The organism is Kordiimonas sediminis, assembly GCF_014656395.1.
Lineage (GTDB): Bacteria > Pseudomonadota > Alphaproteobacteria > Sphingomonadales > Kordiimonadaceae > Kordiimonas_A > Kordiimonas_A sediminis.
In genome coordinates, this window is sequence record NZ_BNCI01000002.1 from 1,307,541 (window position 1) to 1,325,411 (window position 17,871).

Consider the following 17,871-nt stretch of genomic DNA (forward strand, 5'->3'; position numbering starts at 1 on the left):
ACATGTTTCTACTGCGTTAACATGTTTGCAACATATTCCCCGATAGCCAGGCTAGACGTCAGGCCAGGACTGTCAATGCCGTAAAGGTTAACCAGTCCTTTTATTCCGTGCACTTGTTCCCCGTTGATAACAAAATCCAGATACCCGTCTTCCGGCTTCCCAATTTTAGGTCGAATACCTGTGTAGCCTTTATGCAGGCGACTTTCATCCAAACCAGGATAATATGCTTTGATTGACCGGACAAATTCATCACGCCGGCTGTCATCAAAATGATAATCCACACCCTCGATCCATCTGGCATCGGGGCCGAATTTACACTGTCCTCCCATATCGACGGAGACATGAATACCAAGTCCGAGCCCCGTTGCGATAGGGTAGATCAACCGGGAGAACGGCGCCTTACCCGACAGCACATAATAATGTCCAATTGCATAGTAAGGCGTAGGCACATGATCTGGACTTAGCCCCTTGGTCTTTCTGGCAACATCTGGGGCGTAAAGACCTGCACAATTTACAACTGTTTTGGCAGCGAGCTTCAAGTCATCCACCTGCACAATCAAATCGCCGCTACCCGCTCGTTGGTGTGAAACATCGAGCCCCGTGACACGGCTTTCCAACGCAACAACGCCGCCCCGGTTGGTCAGGTCCCCCTCAAGGGCCAGCATGTATGCATGACTGTCAACTATTCCGGTAGACGGCGACCACAATCCTTTCTTGCAGAAGACTTCAGGTTCCAAGGTACGAACCTCCTCTGGCGTCATAAGGCGCAGGTCGTCAACACCGTTCATCTGTCCTTGTCTGATATAGTCTTCAAGCTTGGGGATTTGCGCATCGGTCGTTGCCGTCACAATCTTGCCGCAGCGATTATAGGCTATGCCGCGACTATCACAGTATTCGTACAACAGTTCTTTACCCCGAACACACAGCTTGGCTTTCAGCGTGTCTGTTCCGTAATAAAACCCTGCATGAATTACTTCCGAATTGCGGCTACTGGTTTGTGTACCAATCGCATCTTCTGCTTCCAGCACAATAACTTCACGGCCAGCTTCAGCCAGATGCTTGGCAACGGCCAGACCAACAGCCCCTGCGCCTATTACCAATGCATCTGCCTGTTCCATCGACTTGCCCTGTGATTAGTTTGCGTCCCCGTAAGGAACCCAGATATTCTTGACCTCTACCGACTTTTCCAAAATGCGGCGACTGGCTAACAAAGGATCACTGAACCAGTCATAGGCCTTGCCACCCGAAAGCCAGGTACGCTTCATATTATCTGCAGCTGCAATCTCAATTTCTGCAGACTGCTCCAGGCCGCCGAAGTACCACAGACCATCAACGCCGTAATGTTTGGCAAGCGGAACGTTCAAACTATCCCGGCGCGCGGTAATGATATTGAGCACACCAGCAGGCAAATCAGATGTCTCTAAAATCTGATAAAAGTCAGTTGCCAACAATGGATAGCGCGCAGACGGGACAACAACAGCTCTGTTCCCCACGGCAATTGCGTGTGCAGCCAGCGTTACCATCGCTAGCAGTGGCGCTTCGTCCGGACATATAATACCAATAACTCCAAGCGGTTCATGCATTGCAATCGCCACGCCGCGAATAGGCGGTTCATGCACACGTCCTTCAAATTTATCAGCGAAGGCCGCTGCATCAAACAACCGGCGAATAGAGGCTTCTACCTCTTGCTCAGCTGCCTTTTTGCTTGCACCCGTCAAACTGATAAGGCGTGCCGTAAATTCATCCGCCCGTACACTAAGATTTTCAGCAATATAATATAGTATCTGCGCCCGCAGATGGCTTGTCTGACCTGCCCAACCAGCGGCAGCGGTTGCTGCCTCAACAGCATTTCTGATGTCTTTGTAATTGCCGTCACCGACCAGACCGGCTTCATGCCCCTTATGGTCATGAACAACCAGGCTGTCACCGCCATCAGGCCGGGCCTGCTTGCCACCAATATATAGTTTTGCTGTGGTATCAACGGCGGGCAGACCGGTCTGCTTCGGCGCACTGCCCGGCCGCGGTGCAGGCACTGCAATTGGCTTATAGTCCGCACGCTTTGAAGCGTCTTTTGGCTTCAGGTACGCCAACATGCCTTCCGCGCCGCCTTCACGCCCGAAACCGCTTTCACGGCGACCACCAAATCCAACCGCGGCATCAAACATGTTTGTGCCATTAACCCAAACAACACCGGCCATAAGTGCGGGGGCAACTTCAAGCGTACGGGAAATATTTTCTGACCAAATAGTCGCTGCCAGGCCGTACCGTGTGTTATTGGCAAGCTCGACGGCTTCTTTCTGCGTTCTGAACGTCATAACAGTCAAAACAGGACCGAAGATTTCCTCCCGGACCAGTAAGCTGTCGCTGCCGACATCTGTCACGATGGTCGGCGGATAGAAGATACCCTCTTCCGGCAAACTACAGGGTGCGTGCCAGACAGTTGCCCCTTCTTTCTTGCCGTCCGCGATCAATGCTTCAATCGTATCTTTTTGGACCTGGTCAACGACAGCGCCCATATCGATACATTTATCAAGACTATGCCCAACTCTTAATGTGGACATGCGGGCTTTAACTTTGGTCAGGAACTTATCGGCGATCCCTTCCTGCACCAACAGACGAGAACCAGCACAGCAAACCTGCCCCTGATTAAACCAGATGGCGTCAACCAGTCCCTCGACCGCACCATCAAGGTCTGCATCCTCAAAAACAATGTAAGGCGACTTACCGCCTAGCTCCAGCGTCAGTGCTTTACCTGAACCAGCAATCTGGCGTCGGATGGTTTTACCAACCTCGGTAGACCCTGTGAAAGCAACCTTGTCCACGTCCCCGGCAACCAGACTGGCACCGGTTTCGCCCGCACCAGTCACAATATTGACAACACCGTCTGGCAGGCCTGCTTCCACACACAGTTCAGCAAACATCAGTGCCGTAAGCGACGTATATTCCGCCGGTTTCAGGACAACTGTATTGCCTGCCGCCAGCGCCGGTGCAATTTTCCACGCCAACATTAATAGTGGGAAATTCCACGGAATAACCTGCCCTGCGACGCCCAGTGCCTGGTGGTCAGGAAACTCAGCTTCCAGAAGTTGTGCCCATCCGGCATGGTGGTAAAAATGACGGGCGACAAGCGGGATATCAATATCCCGGCTTTCGCGGATTGGCTTGCCGTTATCAAGGCTTTCCAAAACCGCTAATATTCTGCTGTGTTTCTGTACAAGTCGTGCAACAGCGTACAGATACCGCGCCCGGCCGTGTCCGCCCAGTTTCTCCCACGCGGGTTGTGCTTTGCGTGCTGCTTGTATTGCGCTATTCACATCATCCGCAGAAGCTGATGCAATGTCTGCCAGCTTTTCACCAGTTGCGGGTGCATAGGTTGGGAAGGAACTTTCAGCGTCCGTCCATTTACCACCGATAAACAGGCCAAAGGCACGTCCATGCCCATCAAGCCATGCATCAACATTACTGCGACTTTCCATCGCTGGACCATATTCCATAGTTTCGAGTTTTTCTTTCACTGTCATTGGAACCGCCCCTATCCTAGTGCGTGTCTGTATGCGGCCGAGTAGCCACCAAATGCATGATATTCAAGTTGTCTCTCCAGATCACCAAGCAAACTTGATGCCCCGAAGCGGAATAACTCAGGCTCCAACCATTCCCGGCCAAGTTCTTCTTTCATCAACACAAGGTACAAGACAGCGTCCTTGGCGGTTTTGATCCCGCCAGCGGGCTTATAACCGACTTTGATGCCCGTCATATCCAGATAGTCCCGTATCTGGCGGATCATGGTAAGCGATACGGGTAATGTTGCATTCACACCTTCCATCCCCGTCGACGTCTTAATGAAATCCGACCCCGCCATCATGGACACCATGGACGCTTTGGCAATCTGTGTAAGGCTTGCCAGCTGTCCAGTTGCTAGAATGGTTTTCATGTGGGCTTCGCCGCAAACATCCTTAAAGGCACGCACTTCATCATACAGCGCCTGCCAGTTGCCCAGAAGCGCATGTTCACGGGTGATAACAATATCAATCTCAGTAGCACCGTCTGCAACAGAGCGCCGCACTTCCTCGAGCCGTGTTTCCATTGGCGCCAGACCAGCCGGAAAGCCAGTTGAAACTGCTGCCACCGGGATTGCTGACCCTTGCAGGGTTGAAACTGCAACCTTAACCATGGGGTGATACACACATACAGCCCCTGTCGTCAGCGACAAATCGCCTACTCCAAGCGCCTCCATAATATCATGCCGGACCGGGTTACGGGCCTTTCGGCACATGCGCTGTACTTTTCCCGGAGTATCGTCCCCGGAGAGGGTGGTCAGGTCGATGCAGCTTATCGCCTTTAACATAAAGGCTAACTGCGCATCTTTCTTTACCGCACGGCGACCACCGAGGGAGGCAATTCGTCTCTCTGTCGCGCTTTTATTGACGCGAATTCCTTCCAGAACCGCCGGATCAAATGGGATCCCGTCGTTCACATAGGCATTTGTTGACATGTGCTAAGTACGTCCTGTTCGCAAATATCGTTATCGAATAGTGAAATCTTTACTTATGACTCTGTGGCATCTTTGGGGCCTGTCAGATGCAGTGCCAGTAGCATTATGCCTGCAATAACATATCCTGCAGCTAATCTAAATGGCAAGATTTCCACGCCACCTAAATCAGGCATATTCCAAGGTAAATACATACCAGAATCCGGCGAGACGGAGTGGATAACCCCGAACAGTGTCAAAATAGCGGCAGAAAAGGCCGTCACGCCCGCCCGGACTAAACGCCTGTCAATAATCCATACCATAAAGGCACCCCAGACAAGGCTGACAAGCACATAGCCATTCGCCATAGCACCCAATAATGCGTAATTCGCCAGCCAATCGCTACTGAGCGTGGATGTAACACTTGCTTCCAGCTTGCTGTATAGCTCGGTTACTTTGGAGTATGCATAATTCAGAATACCCGGCGCCACAGCAAACAAGAAGGCCGGGGCATGCCGCACATCACTGCCAGTGAACGCAAGGCGCACAATATCGCTGGCAACAACAACCAATATTGGTTTCAACACGGCTGTTGGGATCATCAGAGACGCGAAGGCAATCACACCAAGGAAACCACCCACCGTGATAATACCAGCAGCACCCAGCGCATAGTTGGTCTGTGCGCCCATACGTTTGTAGGTTGGATGACCAAAATACGGCGTGGTCTGCACTACACCACCACACACAGCCGAGATAACCGTTGTCAGGCTATCAAGGCGCACAACAAGTGCAGGGTCATACTCATCACCGACAATTTTAGCGCCAGCAACTACGTTTACGCTGCTTGCAGCAATTAAAAGCGCAAAGGGAATAACAATCCCGAGATAATTGGTAGACTCGCCAAGGAGAACACCAAACCCAGCTAGCGTAAAGGTTGGCAGAGCAGGCACCAGATCAGGCGTTTCTGTCACCACATATCCGTTACCAACACCGGCAAACGCAAGAACATAATAGAGCACAGTTCCGGCCAAAATAGCCAATACCGCGCCCGGCAGGTTAAACGGCAAACGGTGTCCGGAGATAAGCGCAAAGGCCATAACAATAAGAGAGACAATCCCTACCTCTGGCAGGACCAAAACACCCAGAAGCGCTTCGGCGCCAAGCCAGACAATCGCAATACCCGCCATTGACCCAATCAGAGCTGTTTGCGGCAATTCCTGCTGCATAGCCCGGCCAAAGAAAGAAAAAATACCCTTGAAAATCGCCATCCAGAGAGCACAGGCCATCCCCAGATGCCATGCCTTTTCAGCAGCAGCGATTTCACCAAGCGTCTCCAGGTTCGCGAGATAGACAGGGCCCAGAATAAAGAACACCATGCCAAAAATAGTCGGTAAATCCAGCCCCATGGGAATACTGGTAATAGATGTATTGCCTGTCCGTGCTGCGGACCGCTTGGCAACCCAGACCATGATAAGATTACCAAACAAGATACCAACGATTGCACCGGGAATAATCTTACCAAACATCACTTCAGAAGGAAAACCAAAGGCCCCGATCATGATGCCGGAAAGCACGAATAGATTGACTACACAATCCAGAAAAAACGCAAACCCTGCGTTAACATCCGCCATCAATTGCGACGATGGCTTTACACCACCGCCGAGTACAGTCTCGGAATTCGACATATAGGTCCCCTGGTCCACTTTGAGATCTTGTATTCAGATTCGCTGACAGTAGCACCATGTTATTTATCTGACCAGTAGCTTATGACGCCCTCTGAATATCCTTGGTAGCGCGCTTGTAAAAAAGCTTTTGCCACAGTTTCGGGAACCAGCGCGACATGCGGTCAAGCGCACGCGCATCAGGCCCAATCAGGATTTTATACTCGCCCTTTCGAACGCCATTCATAATCGTCTCGGCCGCCTTCGCTGGCGTTGTAATTGCCTGCGGTTTGAAATTTTCCTGAACATCATCTGTGCTGACCTTGCCAGACAGATTTTGTTTTTGTCTGCCATTGACGACAATATTGGTATCAATGCCGCCGGGATGCACAGAATGCACCTGTACACCGGTACCAATCAATTCATAATACAGACTTTCATTAAATCCCTTCACTGCATGTTTGGCCGCACAGTAGGCAGACTGTGACGGCACGCCAACCAGCCCAAAAACACTGGAAATATTAACAATATGCCCCGTTTTCCGTGCCAGCATATCATCCAGAAATGCTTTGGTACCGTGGACCACACCCCAAAAATTAATATCCATCAGCCAGTGATAATCTTCATAACTTCCAGTATGGACCATGTCGCTGAGAGACACGCCCGCATTATTAAACACAATATCAATATCGCCGATTGTCTCCACGGCACGTTTCGCATGATCCTCAAAGGCGGCCCGGTCAGAAACATCAAGGACGCCGATCTGAACATTCACCTGTCGGTCCTGTAAGTCTTTTTGCACATCTTTCAAACCTGCTTCATTCACATCCGTCAGATAGAGCGCAACACCGCTATTCGCCAAATTTTCTGCTAATGCGCGCCCTATTCCCGAGGCCGCACCTGTAATAAATGCTGTCTTGATCATTGTCCGTATTGTCCCCCTTTTTTGCCCATACAGGGCTGATAATCCATTACCCACCGTGACATCCCATATTCAGATATCAGAGCTTGCCAGCACCACTATGCCCAGTGTGTCCGGTAAAAAGCACCAATGCCTTTGATTGCTTTCCTGCCTTCCGGGATGATGTTCGAAGCCATCTGCCAGACATGGTGCATATTTTTCCATATCTGCAGTTCATGAGCCACCCCCGCAGATTTCAATTGATCAGCCAGACGCGTACTATCACTGAGCAGTATTTCAGTTGATCCGACCTGCATCAACACAGGTGACATGCCCTTTTGATCCGCAAACAAAGGGCTGCAGCGCGGATCATTCCGTTCCATGGTTCGGCCGTGATATGCATCCCCTCCGATACCCAGGCCACGTGGATCAAGCATCACCTCCTTGTCCGCATTAAAAACAGCACTTTCGCCGCTGCCAGACATGTCCAGCCACGGCGACAACAGTGCAATTGAAGCGGGCATATCAGCACCTTTATCTTTGACTGCATGCGCTAAAGCATACGCCAGATTCCCACCTGCGCTGTCGCCACCCAGCGCAACATGCTGACTACCACCCACCTGATCGCAGACATAAGCATAGGCTGCCAATGCCTCATTCACCTGCACAGGATACTTGCTTTCCGGCGCCAAGGAATAATCCAACAGGAAAACCCGCGCATTGGCGGCAATGGATAATCTCCATGCCAGATACCGGTAGACTTTTGGGCTACCCCAGACATAACCACCGCCATGACAATAAAAAACGACCTTGGACCGATCTACCCCTGGCTCATGTACCCATTCTCCCCGGATACCATTTTCATCCACCGAAATGATTTCAGTCTTCTCCGGTGGCTGCGGCATCAACGCCTCACCGGCCGTTAGTGTGTCCCGAAACTGCAGTACCAGTTCATCAGGATTTACATCATCCGGTATTGGACCTTTATCAGCTCCTGACCTGAAAGCTTTCTTGATTTTTTGCCGCACTAGCCACGCACGAATTGACATACACTCCCCCTATTTTGCCCTATTTTGTCTGAAACTCCATTTTCCGTACTGATCAGTACAGAAATTCGACAATTCAGATATAAACGCAGCCAGTCCTGCTTGACAAGGCCTGCTGTAAATGACTGTAATGTATTCCATTAATGTAAATTACAAATCGGAAACTCTCATGTCACGACATGCACTTTGCCGCGGACTATCCGCACTGTCCATTACCAGTATGGTTATGCTTGCTGCCTGTTCTGAACAACCTATGGAACCAGATTTCTCAGATGAATTCAGCATCCCACCCTATCTGCTCGAGCACTGGAAATTATCTGAAGAAAAGGTCACAAAAGTAAGCGGTGCACCCGTCTGGCAATTTGCCAATGTCAATGGGGGAATTCCCAACGTGTCTATAATCGAGGGGGAGACTGGCCTGATTGTCGTTGATACCAATATCAGTATTGAAGATGGCCGACGCGCGCTTGAACTTATCCGCGAACAAACAAGTAAACCTGTGTTGGCCGTGATTTACACACATCATCATATTGACCATGTTGGCGGTGCCAGCAACTTTGTTTCCATTGAAGACGCAGCGAATGGGTCAGTTCCGGTTATAGCAGGGAAAAGCTTTCTGCGGGAAATGCAGGACGAAAACGGTGTTACGGCGCAAATTATGGGCATTCGTGCCTTATATATGTACGGCAATCTTCTAGACCCAGAAACTGACGGCAGAGACTTTCAGGTCGGTATCGGCGGCAAAGTGCGCCCCGGTAAAAATGGCTATGTTGAACCCAACACTTTTGTAGACGGCAAACTGGAAATGACCATTGACGGTATTGATGTGATCCTGTTTGAAACCGGTGGCGAAGCGGCGTCCCATATCGCTGTCTATCTGCCTAAATATCGGGCTATTTTATCAGGCGACGAAATTCAGGGACCCACATTTCCAAACCTGCACAGTCTGCGCGGCACCAAACCACGCGATGCTGAAAAATGGGTCACGGCGATTGACCGGATGCGCGATTACAGCCCTGAATATTTAATTCCCAGCCACGGGCCGGTTGTCGAAGGCGCTACAGAGATTGAAACCATTTTACGCACATACCGTGATGCTATTCAGTGGACGCATGACCAGTCCGTTCGTCTGATGAATGCCGGCTACACAGGCGAAGAAATCGCCAATATACTGACCGAAGTGCCGGAGCATCTATCCATCACCCCTTGGACACGCGAGGTATACGGCACAGTCAGACACAGCGTTCGCAGCTACTTCACCCATTATATCAGTTGGTGGGACGGTGACCCGACAACCCTCGCCCCGACACCACCCCCACTGAAGGCCGAGCGAACAATTGCATTGATGGGCGGGCGGACCAAAGTCCAATCTGAGGCACAAAAGGTTCTTGAGGCAGGTGACCCTCAGTGGGCGGCCGAATTGGCCACCCTCCTGATTGTCACAGATAACACTGATCAGTCGGCCAAAAATATCAAGGCACGGGCCCTGCGACAGCTTGGATATAAAACTCTAAATACAAATTGGCGCGGGTTTTATCTGACCGGGGCACGTGAACTTGAAGGACTGATCGATAGCGAAGCCATTCAGGCAAGGTTCCGCAAAAATCTGTCTACCGAAGCCATCGCGACCGACCGCCTGCTATCACTGATGCGCTATAGGTTGGTGCCGGAAAAAGCAGAGTTGAAACATATCAAAGTCGGCTTCCGCTTTCCTGATACCAATGAAGCCTACACACTGGAGCTGCGAAATCAAATTCTGATTATCCACCCAGGCGTGGAAGACGATGTGGATAGCAGCTTAACACTGGACCGTGCGCTCTATGACCGGATGGTACGACAGGAAATCAGTTTGGCTGAGGAATTGCTGTCCGGCAGCATTACAATAACAGGCAGCAAATTAGCCGTACTGGACTTTTTCAGCAGTTTTGATCTGGAAATCCACCCAATAAACCTAGTAGTAAGATAGGACAAGTGAAGGTAATTTAAACATATAAAACAATAAATTACCTTACACTATTCATGTAATATACACGCGCTGCGCAAACCAGAACAGTCCAACACCTACAAGGGCAGCGCATGTTAATCCTTCGATCAAACGTGGTCGCCATAACGGCACCGACAACAAGAGTTTGCCAACTACCGCAGCTCCAATGATGAAGATAAGCTGCCCAATCTCGACACCCACATTAAAGGAAAACAGTGCCAGCAGCCTGTCTTCTTCAGGTAGCCCAATGTCAGACAACACACCCACAAACCCAAACCCGTGGATCAGTCCAAACCCAAGTGTCAGCACAGGCAGGATTTTATACCCATCTTTTTCCGTGCGGAAGGCAAAACTCCACAGGGCAAAACTAACCAAAAACAAACCAGCCCATACGGTATAAGGCAGCATAGACTGAAGCAATAAATCAGCTGCAAACAGGAAACAAAATGCTAGTACCAGCCCCAGCAACACACGCGCCTGATCCCTGCTTTCCCGCAGGCCGTATTCAGTGGCCGTCAGTGCGATGGTAAAGGCGATCAGTGGTTCTACAATTGACGGATCGGACGATATCCAGCCAGTAGATCCCAGTGCGAGTGTCAGACTGTGCCCTACCGTGAAACCGGTAACGCACCAAAACACCGGCCCCAGCCCCCGAACCACAAGTAAAAGCGCCAACAAAAAGGCCAAATGATCATACCCTTCAAGGATATGCAGTGCCCCAAGTTTCATATAGGTTAACCAGGCTGGATCAGACGATGCTGTGCTCCATTCAAACTCGCTAGCATTACTTGTCAGCAAGACCTCGGCCTTCTCGTTATCAAGGTTTTGCTGCCTGACAAGATGAATATGAGAAGGGTACGCATCAATGAGCCCACTAAGCGACGCAGATATTGAGCCACCATTGGAACACAGAACGCCAAAAGACAGAATGTAGTCTTCTGCGCTTCCCTGCCCTAAACCCTTAGCGCGGAGCGTACACTGGCCACCCGCATTTTCAACCTGCCACGCCGACTGCACAAAAGCCTGTATTTTTTTTGAATCCGGTTCTGTCTTTGCTGCAGGAATAAAATTCTCAACATCATCAATGGAGATAAACCATGCCACATCATAAGCACCGCTATCATCTCCTTTGGAAATCCACTGTGAAGAGGACCGACCAATAGAATGAGCACTTGAGGGAAGTGCAAACAGCGCAACCATCAAGAAGGCAACGACACCCCTGATCATGATACCGGCTCTCCCGCCTCATCGGCACTTTGTGTTCGCACGATATCAGCTCTGTCCTGAAGCCACTGAATATATTTCTTTAGTGCGGCTTCTTCTCGCTCACGCTCCAACTCGTGGCGAACAAGGTCGAAAACTTCTTCAAGACTGCGTTCACGTCCCTGTGTAATGTCGGTGACGTTGATAATCGCATACATCTCGCCTATCTGATACGGGCCGCTTATGCCAGGCTCAGCCAATAATTCCATGATATGCGCCAGATCTTCCCCAACATATCTTTTCAAGGATGGAACCGCGATTGGACGATCTGGCACTGGAAATGCTGATTTAGTGGCACTTTCCTGAATTTCTGTGAAATTGGCGCCATTTTCGACCGCTGCCATGGCCGTGTCACGAGCATCCTCATCGAGAAAGTAAGCAACATCAAAACTAATCGTTGGCGCAAGATTAAAATTAGATTGGTGAAGATCATAGTACGCCTGAATTTCTGAGACTGTAACAGCCGATGGTGTCCCCTCCTTAACCTCAGACGTTAAAATCAGATCTGTCAGTGCCTCAATAGCTGCAGCACGGACACGATCATCACTGCTGTACAGTCCAAGCTCATCAGCCCTCTGAACCATAAGCTGTTCATTGATCAATTGATCACGCAGACGTTCAAGGTCTGTGTCTGTTACAGTTTCGCCAGACGTCGCGGCAAACTCGGTCAGTATCTTATCAAGATCAGCCTGGAAGACAGGTACGCCATTAACCACAGCAACGTGCAGGGCTGGGTCAAACTGGGCGCCTGTCCTTTCAATTGTGCTCTCTGCATCCATGGTTGTGTGACTACCAAATATCGCCAAACCAATGCCCACCACAGCAGCTGTCATCATTAAGCCATCAAAATTCTTCATGTATCACATCCATATTCTAGCGTGGGCACAAGGCATTTAGCCCTGTACAGAGTCATTTTTTGCGATTATTTGACTTGAAACTCACATGCTTAACCGCTTTAATGTTTTCCATTAAGGCAATTGTCGTGCAAAGTTCCGCCGGCAAACCCTAACGAGGTCAAAACTGTATGACAAGAGATGCTGTTCAAAATAAACGCTCTGAGAGCACGCGAATTTTATTTATGCGCGCGATTGAGAAACTTGCGGCAGAAAAAGGGCTGGCAAATGTCACAACCAAGGAAATTTTGGATGAGGCAGGCCAGAAAAACCAATCTGCCTTGCAGTATCATTTTGGGAACAAGAATGAATTGTTCAGAGCTGTCATCAAGCGGCGTACTCTCCAACTGGAAGAATACCGTCTTAACCTGATTAACCAGTGGGGCGACACCTTCACAGATGAAAATGCTATCGATATATTAATTATTCCGCTTGTGGAGCTATCGACAAAAACCGTGTCCGGTCATAATTATGTTGCCTTTCTCGCACAGGCAATGACGCAGCCCAAATTTGAAGTAACACAAATGATCGAAAGGTATGACATTCCCGGTCTGGGCAAGTCGGTTGATCATTTGAGAAACTCCATTCGCGAAAAGAACCCGGATATATCCGAGGAATTGATCGATTATAAAATCGCATCGATCTTTGATACCGTTATGCTTTCCGTAAGACGGTTTAGTCAGGCTAAAAAACTTGACCTGAAGAAAAGCCAGGTGATTGACCAGCTTCGGTCGATATGTCTTGCTATACTGAATAGTAAATAACGCCACAGATTTCATTTCTGATTTTGGCTGGACACAAGGTCCCCAACCTGCAATTAATGGTTTCAATTATTTTGAAACTGCTAAACGGGGACCCTTTGTGACACAGGCATTTGATTTTCTTGTTGATAAAAACAATATCGAAACATTTGAAGTTCATCCAGCGCTGGTGGATCAAACACATACGCTTCAAGACGGTGAAATCCTCTTCAAAGTTCAGTCTTTCGCCTTTACTGCAAATAACATTACCTATGCAGCATTTGGTAACAGCCACCTGAAATATTGGGACTTTTTCCCAGCTTCAGATAACTGGGGACGAATCCCTGTTTGGGGGTTTGCTGATGTGGTTGCCTCAAAGGTCGGTGGTATCAGTGTCGGTGAACGCTTTTATGGCTACTACCCCATGTCCAGTTATCTGGTGGTCCAACCCGCAAAAGTCTCGGCTGCAGGGTTTATGGACGCTGCCAACCACCGAAGCCATCTAAGCCCTATCTATAATTATTATATGCGGTCTTCGTCTGACCCTGCCTACAGTCCTGACCTGGAAAATCTACAAAGCCTCTTCAGGCCGCTGTTCATGACAAGTTTTCTGATTGAAGACTTCTTGCAAGATAATGACTATTTCGGTGCTGACTGCATTATCCTGTCATCTGCCTCCAGCAAGACTGCCCTTGGCGCCGCTTTTCAGATCTACCATAACAGAGCGAATGGCAGCCCCCGTGTTATTGGACTGACCTCTGCTTCAAATATAGATTTTGTGCATTCTCTTGGCTGCTATGATCAGGTTCTTTCCTATGATGATATAGCGCAACTGGATGCGGCACAAAAAGCGGTATTTGTGGACATGGCTGGCAGCGGTCAGATACGGGCAAAAATCCACAACCATTTTGGAAACAATCTAACATACAGCTGCTCCGTCGGGGCTTCACACTGGGATACTGACCGCAGCGTAGATAATCTGCCAGGCCCCGCGCCCACATTATTCTTCGCACCAGCACAGGCACAAAAACGCACCCAGGAATGGGGACAAGACAAATTCATGAAGGTCTCGGGCGCGGCCTGGGCACGCTTTATTAAAGATGCAACCTCATGGATTGAAATTGAGGAATGCTCAGGAACAGACAAACTGTCAACGCTTTACAAAGACATGATTGCTGGTTCCATCAACCCGAAGGTTGGACATATATTCAAGCCATAAGCCTGACTGTCTAAAAGCGGGTTATTTTAAACGGGGTAAGGTCTATTGCAGGTTTTTCCCCGTCTATCATTTCGCCCATCAACCTTGCCGTCGCCGCGGACTGTGTCAATCCAAGGTGTTGATGGCCAAACGCAAAATAGAGCCCCTTCGACCGCTGGCATTTATCTATGACAGGCAGCGAGTCTGGCAACGTTGGGCGGTACCCCATCCACCGTGTCTGGCCTGATGCTGATAATTCAGGAAACAGTGCCCGCGCCTGCAACATCAGATCGTCTGCCAGTGCATCCCGTTGAGGCAACTCTAAGCCACCGAACTCCACACGCCCCGCCAAGCGAAGCCCCCCTGTCATACTTGTCAGGATGAACTTTCTGTCATTGGAAATCACAGGCCCCTGCAAGGATAAGGAAGGTTGCTCCAACATTAAATGGTAGCCGCGCTCTGTCTCAAGCGGCACACGGTACCCAGCAGATCGGCAAAGTTTTTTACTCCATGCTCCGGCGCATACCAGAATGTTATCAGCTTTAGCAATTGTGCCGTCTTCAAATCTGACCAGACCGTCCTCAACAGTGACAACATTGCGCTGCTCGTAAGAACCGCCGCGCGCCATAAATATATCGAAGACACCTCTTGTTAAATCATAGGGGTCAGACACCGAGGCTGTGGCACTGTAATATACACCTGCCTTGACCTTCGGTGATATTCCCGGCAAGCGGTCTTGCAATTCAGATTGGGTCAACAGCTCACACGGAATATTATTCGCCTGAAGCTTCTCAATATAAGAAGGCAAGCTTCGTGCGTTTGAAGGGTTTTCATATGTTTCGATACCACCTGTGCGGCGGATCATATGACTTTGACCAGTATCAGCTGCCATATCAAGCCAAGCCGGCAGAGCAATTGCATTAAGCGAGGTAAGGCCCATCTGTCCTCTTGCAACCTGATGCGGCCGAGCTGACCAGAGAAACTTAACAAGCCACGGAAAGATTTTCGGCAAATATCGCCAACGCAAGGTCAGGGGTCCATTCTGCGCAAACAAAAGCCGTGGTACGCTCAGCAGCGTTGACGGCGTAGCGAGAGGGTCCACCAGCTCTGTCGCTATATGTCCAGCATTACCCTTAGAGGTCATCATGCCTGGACCAACTCGGTCAATCAGTTTTACATCATAACCGCGCTTCTGCAGCTCAAAAGCAGACGTAACTCCAACAACACCAGCCCCAACGATAATGACTGACCCTTTAGACTTGCTCATATAACATTCTCAATCTTCGACAGCTTCTTTGGCATGATTGCCTGATATCACTACTTAACGGCAAATACGGGAACTTCTGTATCATATTTCCATCTGCCAAAAACACACAAAATGCCGATACTCAATCGCTCTTATCACTTGATACACCATCAGAACGCTCAAAAAAAAATCAGAACAAGCTACTGAAATATTTAGGTAATAAGAGGAATTTCTCACTGGCGGTTAATTTTCTCTTGAAAATAATATATTATATATTATCTACTCTTGCCAGTGGAAAATCGTAATCACCTACCGCCTGTTTTTTATAGTTTTCTGTCATAAATCAGATACTATTTTCTGTGCGGCGTGACAGATATGGAAGAGGAATACCAATGATTGACTGGCAAGGCGTTTACCCTGCAACGACGACACAGTTTAATGATGACGAGTCATTAAATATCGAAGAAACCCAGCGCGTAATTGATATGCTGATCAAAGACGGTGTCGACGGCATCATCGCATTAGGCACTGTTGGTGAAAACTGCTCCCTACGAGCAGAAGAAAAGCGTGACGTGATTGCGGCAGTCAAGGAAGTTGCCAATGGCCGCGTTCCTGTAATTTCAGGCGTTTCACAGTTCACCACAGCCGAGGCCTGTGAGTATGCGCGTGACGCAGAAAAAATCGGCATTGATGGCCTGATGGTATTGCCCGCGATGGTGTATAAATCAGACCGCCGTGAAACACTTGCCCATTATAAGGCAGTTGCGCAAGCGTCAGACTTGCCTGTGATGGTTTATAACAACCCCGTCACGTACGGCATCGACATCACAATCGATATGTTCGAAGAACTGCAAGGCCTTGCCAATATTGTTGCTGTAAAAGAATCAACTGCTGACACGCGCCGCGTCACAGAAATGTTCAATGCCTTTGGTGACCGCTTCACCGTTTTCACCGGGGTGGACGACATTGCCCTTGAAAGTATCTTGATGGGTTGTACCGGCTGGATCTCCGGCCTGACCAATGCTTTCCCGCAGGAATCAGTCGCCCTTTTCAAGCTGGCACGCGCTGGCCGAATTCAGGAAGCCGTTGAAATTTACCGCTGGTTTATGCCTCTTCTACGCCTGGATACCATTCCAACGCTCGTACAGTGCATCAAGCTTGCAGAACAGGTGATGGGGCGCGGTTCTGAGATGGTCCGTGCACCACGTTTGCCGTTGGTCGGTGAGGAGCGCAAGCGTGTCATCGGTATTGTGGAGCATGCGGCGGCAAACCGCCCAACACTACCAACCGACATCTAGGAGTAGAATTTATGGCCCGGACTGAGTTCACCTGCATTGATGCCCATACTTGCGGCAACCCGGTTCGGGTCATAAAAACAGGCGTCCCTGACCTTGTCGGCACAACAATGAGCCACAAACGACAAGACTTCCTAAAACATCATGACTGGATCAGAAAAGCCTTGATGTTCGAACCTCGCGGACACGACATGATGTCCGGGTCAGTTATCTATCCCCCTATCAGTCCTGATGCCGATGCAGCCATATTGTTTGTCGAAACAAGTGGTTGCCTGCCAATGTGCGGACACGGCCTGATTGGTACAGTCACGGTTGGCATTGAAGAAGGGCTGATCCGTCCAAAAACACCGGGAGTGTTAATTTTGGATGTCCCCGCGGGGAAAGTTCGAATAAAATATTTTACAGACGGGGATAAAGTTACCTCTGTCCGTATATACAACATCGCGTCTTATCTGGCGGTCAGAGATGCCGTGATTTCTGTGCCTGGCATGGGCGAGATCACTATAGATGTTTCATACGGCGGAAATTATTATGCTGTGGTCGATCCACAGAAAAACTATGCTGGCCTGGAGCATTATACACCCGGTGAAATTCTTCGCCTGTCACTTCTTGTTCGTCAGGCTGCACAAGAAACTATTACCGTCAGCCATCCGGACGACCCAACTGTTTGCGGTGTTAGTCACGTCTTATGGACTGGCACCCCCACAGACGGCGCTGACGGCAGAAATGCTGTATTCTACGGCGATAAGGCCATTGACCGCAGCCCGTGCGGCACCGGCACCAGCGCCCGCATGGCACAATTAGTTGCGCGCGGCAAACTGGATATTGGTGACCAATACATCCACGAAAGCATTATCCACAGCCGTTTCATTGGCAGGGTTGAAGCCTCAGCCAAGGTTGGCAGTTTCGACGCGATCATGCCCAGCATAGAAGGCAGTGCATGGATAACAGGCTATAACCGCATTATTGTGGATGACGCGCACCCATATCCTGAAGGGTTTCAGCTCGTATAGGGTGGCACCTTTTCCACCTGATCCCTTATTGCAAACAAAGAACCGCAGATATTTTCAGCCTGCGGCATTAAAATGCATGGATTCCGGCACTTTTTGTATCAAAATCCGAACTCAGTCATTGAATTTTCATCATTAGCAACTATGGTGCGCCCTTCTTTGCCCC

At 49.6% G+C, this 17,871-nt stretch carries 14 protein-coding genes; 5 read left to right on the top strand and 9 right to left on the bottom strand.

The genetic code is table 11. The features are described 5' to 3' along the window. Positions 1 to 8: 8 nt before the first annotated feature. From IE181_RS13665 to IE181_RS13690, 6 genes are all read right to left on the bottom strand, one after another. Positions 9 to 1,118, bottom strand: a complete 1,110-nt coding sequence (locus IE181_RS13665; protein ID WP_191253878.1) for an NAD(P)/FAD-dependent oxidoreductase — start codon at positions 1,116 to 1,118, stop codon at positions 9 to 11. Positions 1,119 to 1,133: 15 nt separating this feature from the next. Continuing rightward, positions 1,134 to 3,521: an aldehyde dehydrogenase family protein gene (locus IE181_RS13670; RefSeq protein WP_191253880.1), complete on the bottom strand. Its 2,388-nt coding sequence runs from the start codon at positions 3,519 to 3,521 to the stop codon at positions 1,134 to 1,136. An 11-nt stretch (positions 3,522 to 3,532) separates the two neighbouring features. After that, complete coding sequence (gene deoC / locus IE181_RS13675) at positions 3,533 to 4,492, bottom strand: deoxyribose-phosphate aldolase (protein WP_191253882.1); 960 nt, start codon at positions 4,490 to 4,492, stop codon at positions 3,533 to 3,535. A gap of 53 nt (positions 4,493 to 4,545) precedes the next feature. Next, the gene (locus IE181_RS13680; protein ID WP_191253884.1) at positions 4,546 to 6,153 is read right to left on the bottom strand and encodes a hypothetical protein; all 1,608 of its coding nucleotides are present in this window, start codon (positions 6,151 to 6,153) and stop codon (positions 4,546 to 4,548) included. Between the two features lie 79 nt (positions 6,154 to 6,232). Then, positions 6,233 to 7,054: an SDR family NAD(P)-dependent oxidoreductase gene (locus IE181_RS13685; RefSeq protein ID WP_191253886.1), complete on the bottom strand. Its 822-nt coding sequence runs from the start codon at positions 7,052 to 7,054 to the stop codon at positions 6,233 to 6,235. A gap of 95 nt (positions 7,055 to 7,149) precedes the next feature. After that, the gene (locus IE181_RS13690; protein ID WP_191253889.1) at positions 7,150 to 8,079 is read right to left on the bottom strand and encodes an alpha/beta hydrolase; all 930 of its coding nucleotides are present in this window, start codon (positions 8,077 to 8,079) and stop codon (positions 7,150 to 7,152) included. Between the two features lie 166 nt (positions 8,080 to 8,245). On the opposite strand from IE181_RS13690, the gene IE181_RS13695 reads away from it, so the two are divergent. Further along, complete coding sequence (locus IE181_RS13695) at positions 8,246 to 10,042, top strand: alkyl sulfatase dimerization domain-containing protein (protein WP_229819444.1); 1,797 nt, start codon at positions 8,246 to 8,248, stop codon at positions 10,040 to 10,042. A gap of 51 nt (positions 10,043 to 10,093) precedes the next feature. Here the strand turns inward: IE181_RS13695 and IE181_RS13700 are convergent, their stop codons facing one another. Both IE181_RS13700 and IE181_RS13705 read right to left on the bottom strand, forming a co-directional pair. Beyond that, entirely contained in the window at positions 10,094 to 11,287 is a 1,194-nt protein-coding gene (locus IE181_RS13700) for a HupE/UreJ family protein (RefSeq protein WP_191253891.1), read from the bottom strand. Further along, complete coding sequence (locus IE181_RS13705; protein WP_191253893.1) at positions 11,284 to 12,180, bottom strand: peptidylprolyl isomerase; 897 nt, start codon at positions 12,178 to 12,180, stop codon at positions 11,284 to 11,286. The genes IE181_RS13700 and IE181_RS13705 overlap by 4 nt, the downstream gene beginning before the upstream one ends. A gap of 167 nt (positions 12,181 to 12,347) precedes the next feature. Here IE181_RS13705 and IE181_RS13710 point away from each other — a divergent pair, with 167 nt between their 5' ends. Together IE181_RS13710 and IE181_RS13715 are read left to right on the top strand one after the other, a co-directional pair. After that, complete coding sequence (locus tag IE181_RS13710; protein ID WP_191253895.1) at positions 12,348 to 12,980, top strand: TetR/AcrR family transcriptional regulator; 633 nt, start codon at positions 12,348 to 12,350, stop codon at positions 12,978 to 12,980. 97 nt (positions 12,981 to 13,077) lie between these two features. After that, the gene (locus tag IE181_RS13715) at positions 13,078 to 14,175 is read left to right on the top strand and encodes a DUF2855 family protein (protein ID WP_191253897.1); all 1,098 of its coding nucleotides are present in this window, start codon (positions 13,078 to 13,080) and stop codon (positions 14,173 to 14,175) included. A 10-nt stretch (positions 14,176 to 14,185) separates the two neighbouring features. Here IE181_RS13715 and IE181_RS13720 read toward each other — a convergent pair whose 3' ends face one another. Next, positions 14,186 to 15,421 carry an NAD(P)/FAD-dependent oxidoreductase gene (locus IE181_RS13720; protein WP_191253899.1) on the bottom strand — a complete coding sequence of 412 codons (1,236 nt, stop codon included), beginning with the start codon at positions 15,419 to 15,421 and terminating at the stop codon, positions 14,186 to 14,188. A 371-nt stretch (positions 15,422 to 15,792) separates the two neighbouring features. Between IE181_RS13720 and IE181_RS13725 the strand changes: the two genes are divergently transcribed. Both IE181_RS13725 and IE181_RS13730 read left to right on the top strand, forming a co-directional pair. Further along, positions 15,793 to 16,698, top strand: coding sequence for a dihydrodipicolinate synthase family protein (locus IE181_RS13725; RefSeq protein WP_191253901.1), 906 nt, complete (start codon positions 15,793 to 15,795; stop codon positions 16,696 to 16,698). A gap of 11 nt (positions 16,699 to 16,709) precedes the next feature. Beyond that, positions 16,710 to 17,708, top strand: coding sequence for a 4-hydroxyproline epimerase (locus IE181_RS13730; RefSeq protein ID WP_191253903.1), 999 nt, complete (start codon positions 16,710 to 16,712; stop codon positions 17,706 to 17,708). Positions 17,709 to 17,871 lie beyond the last annotated feature (163 nt).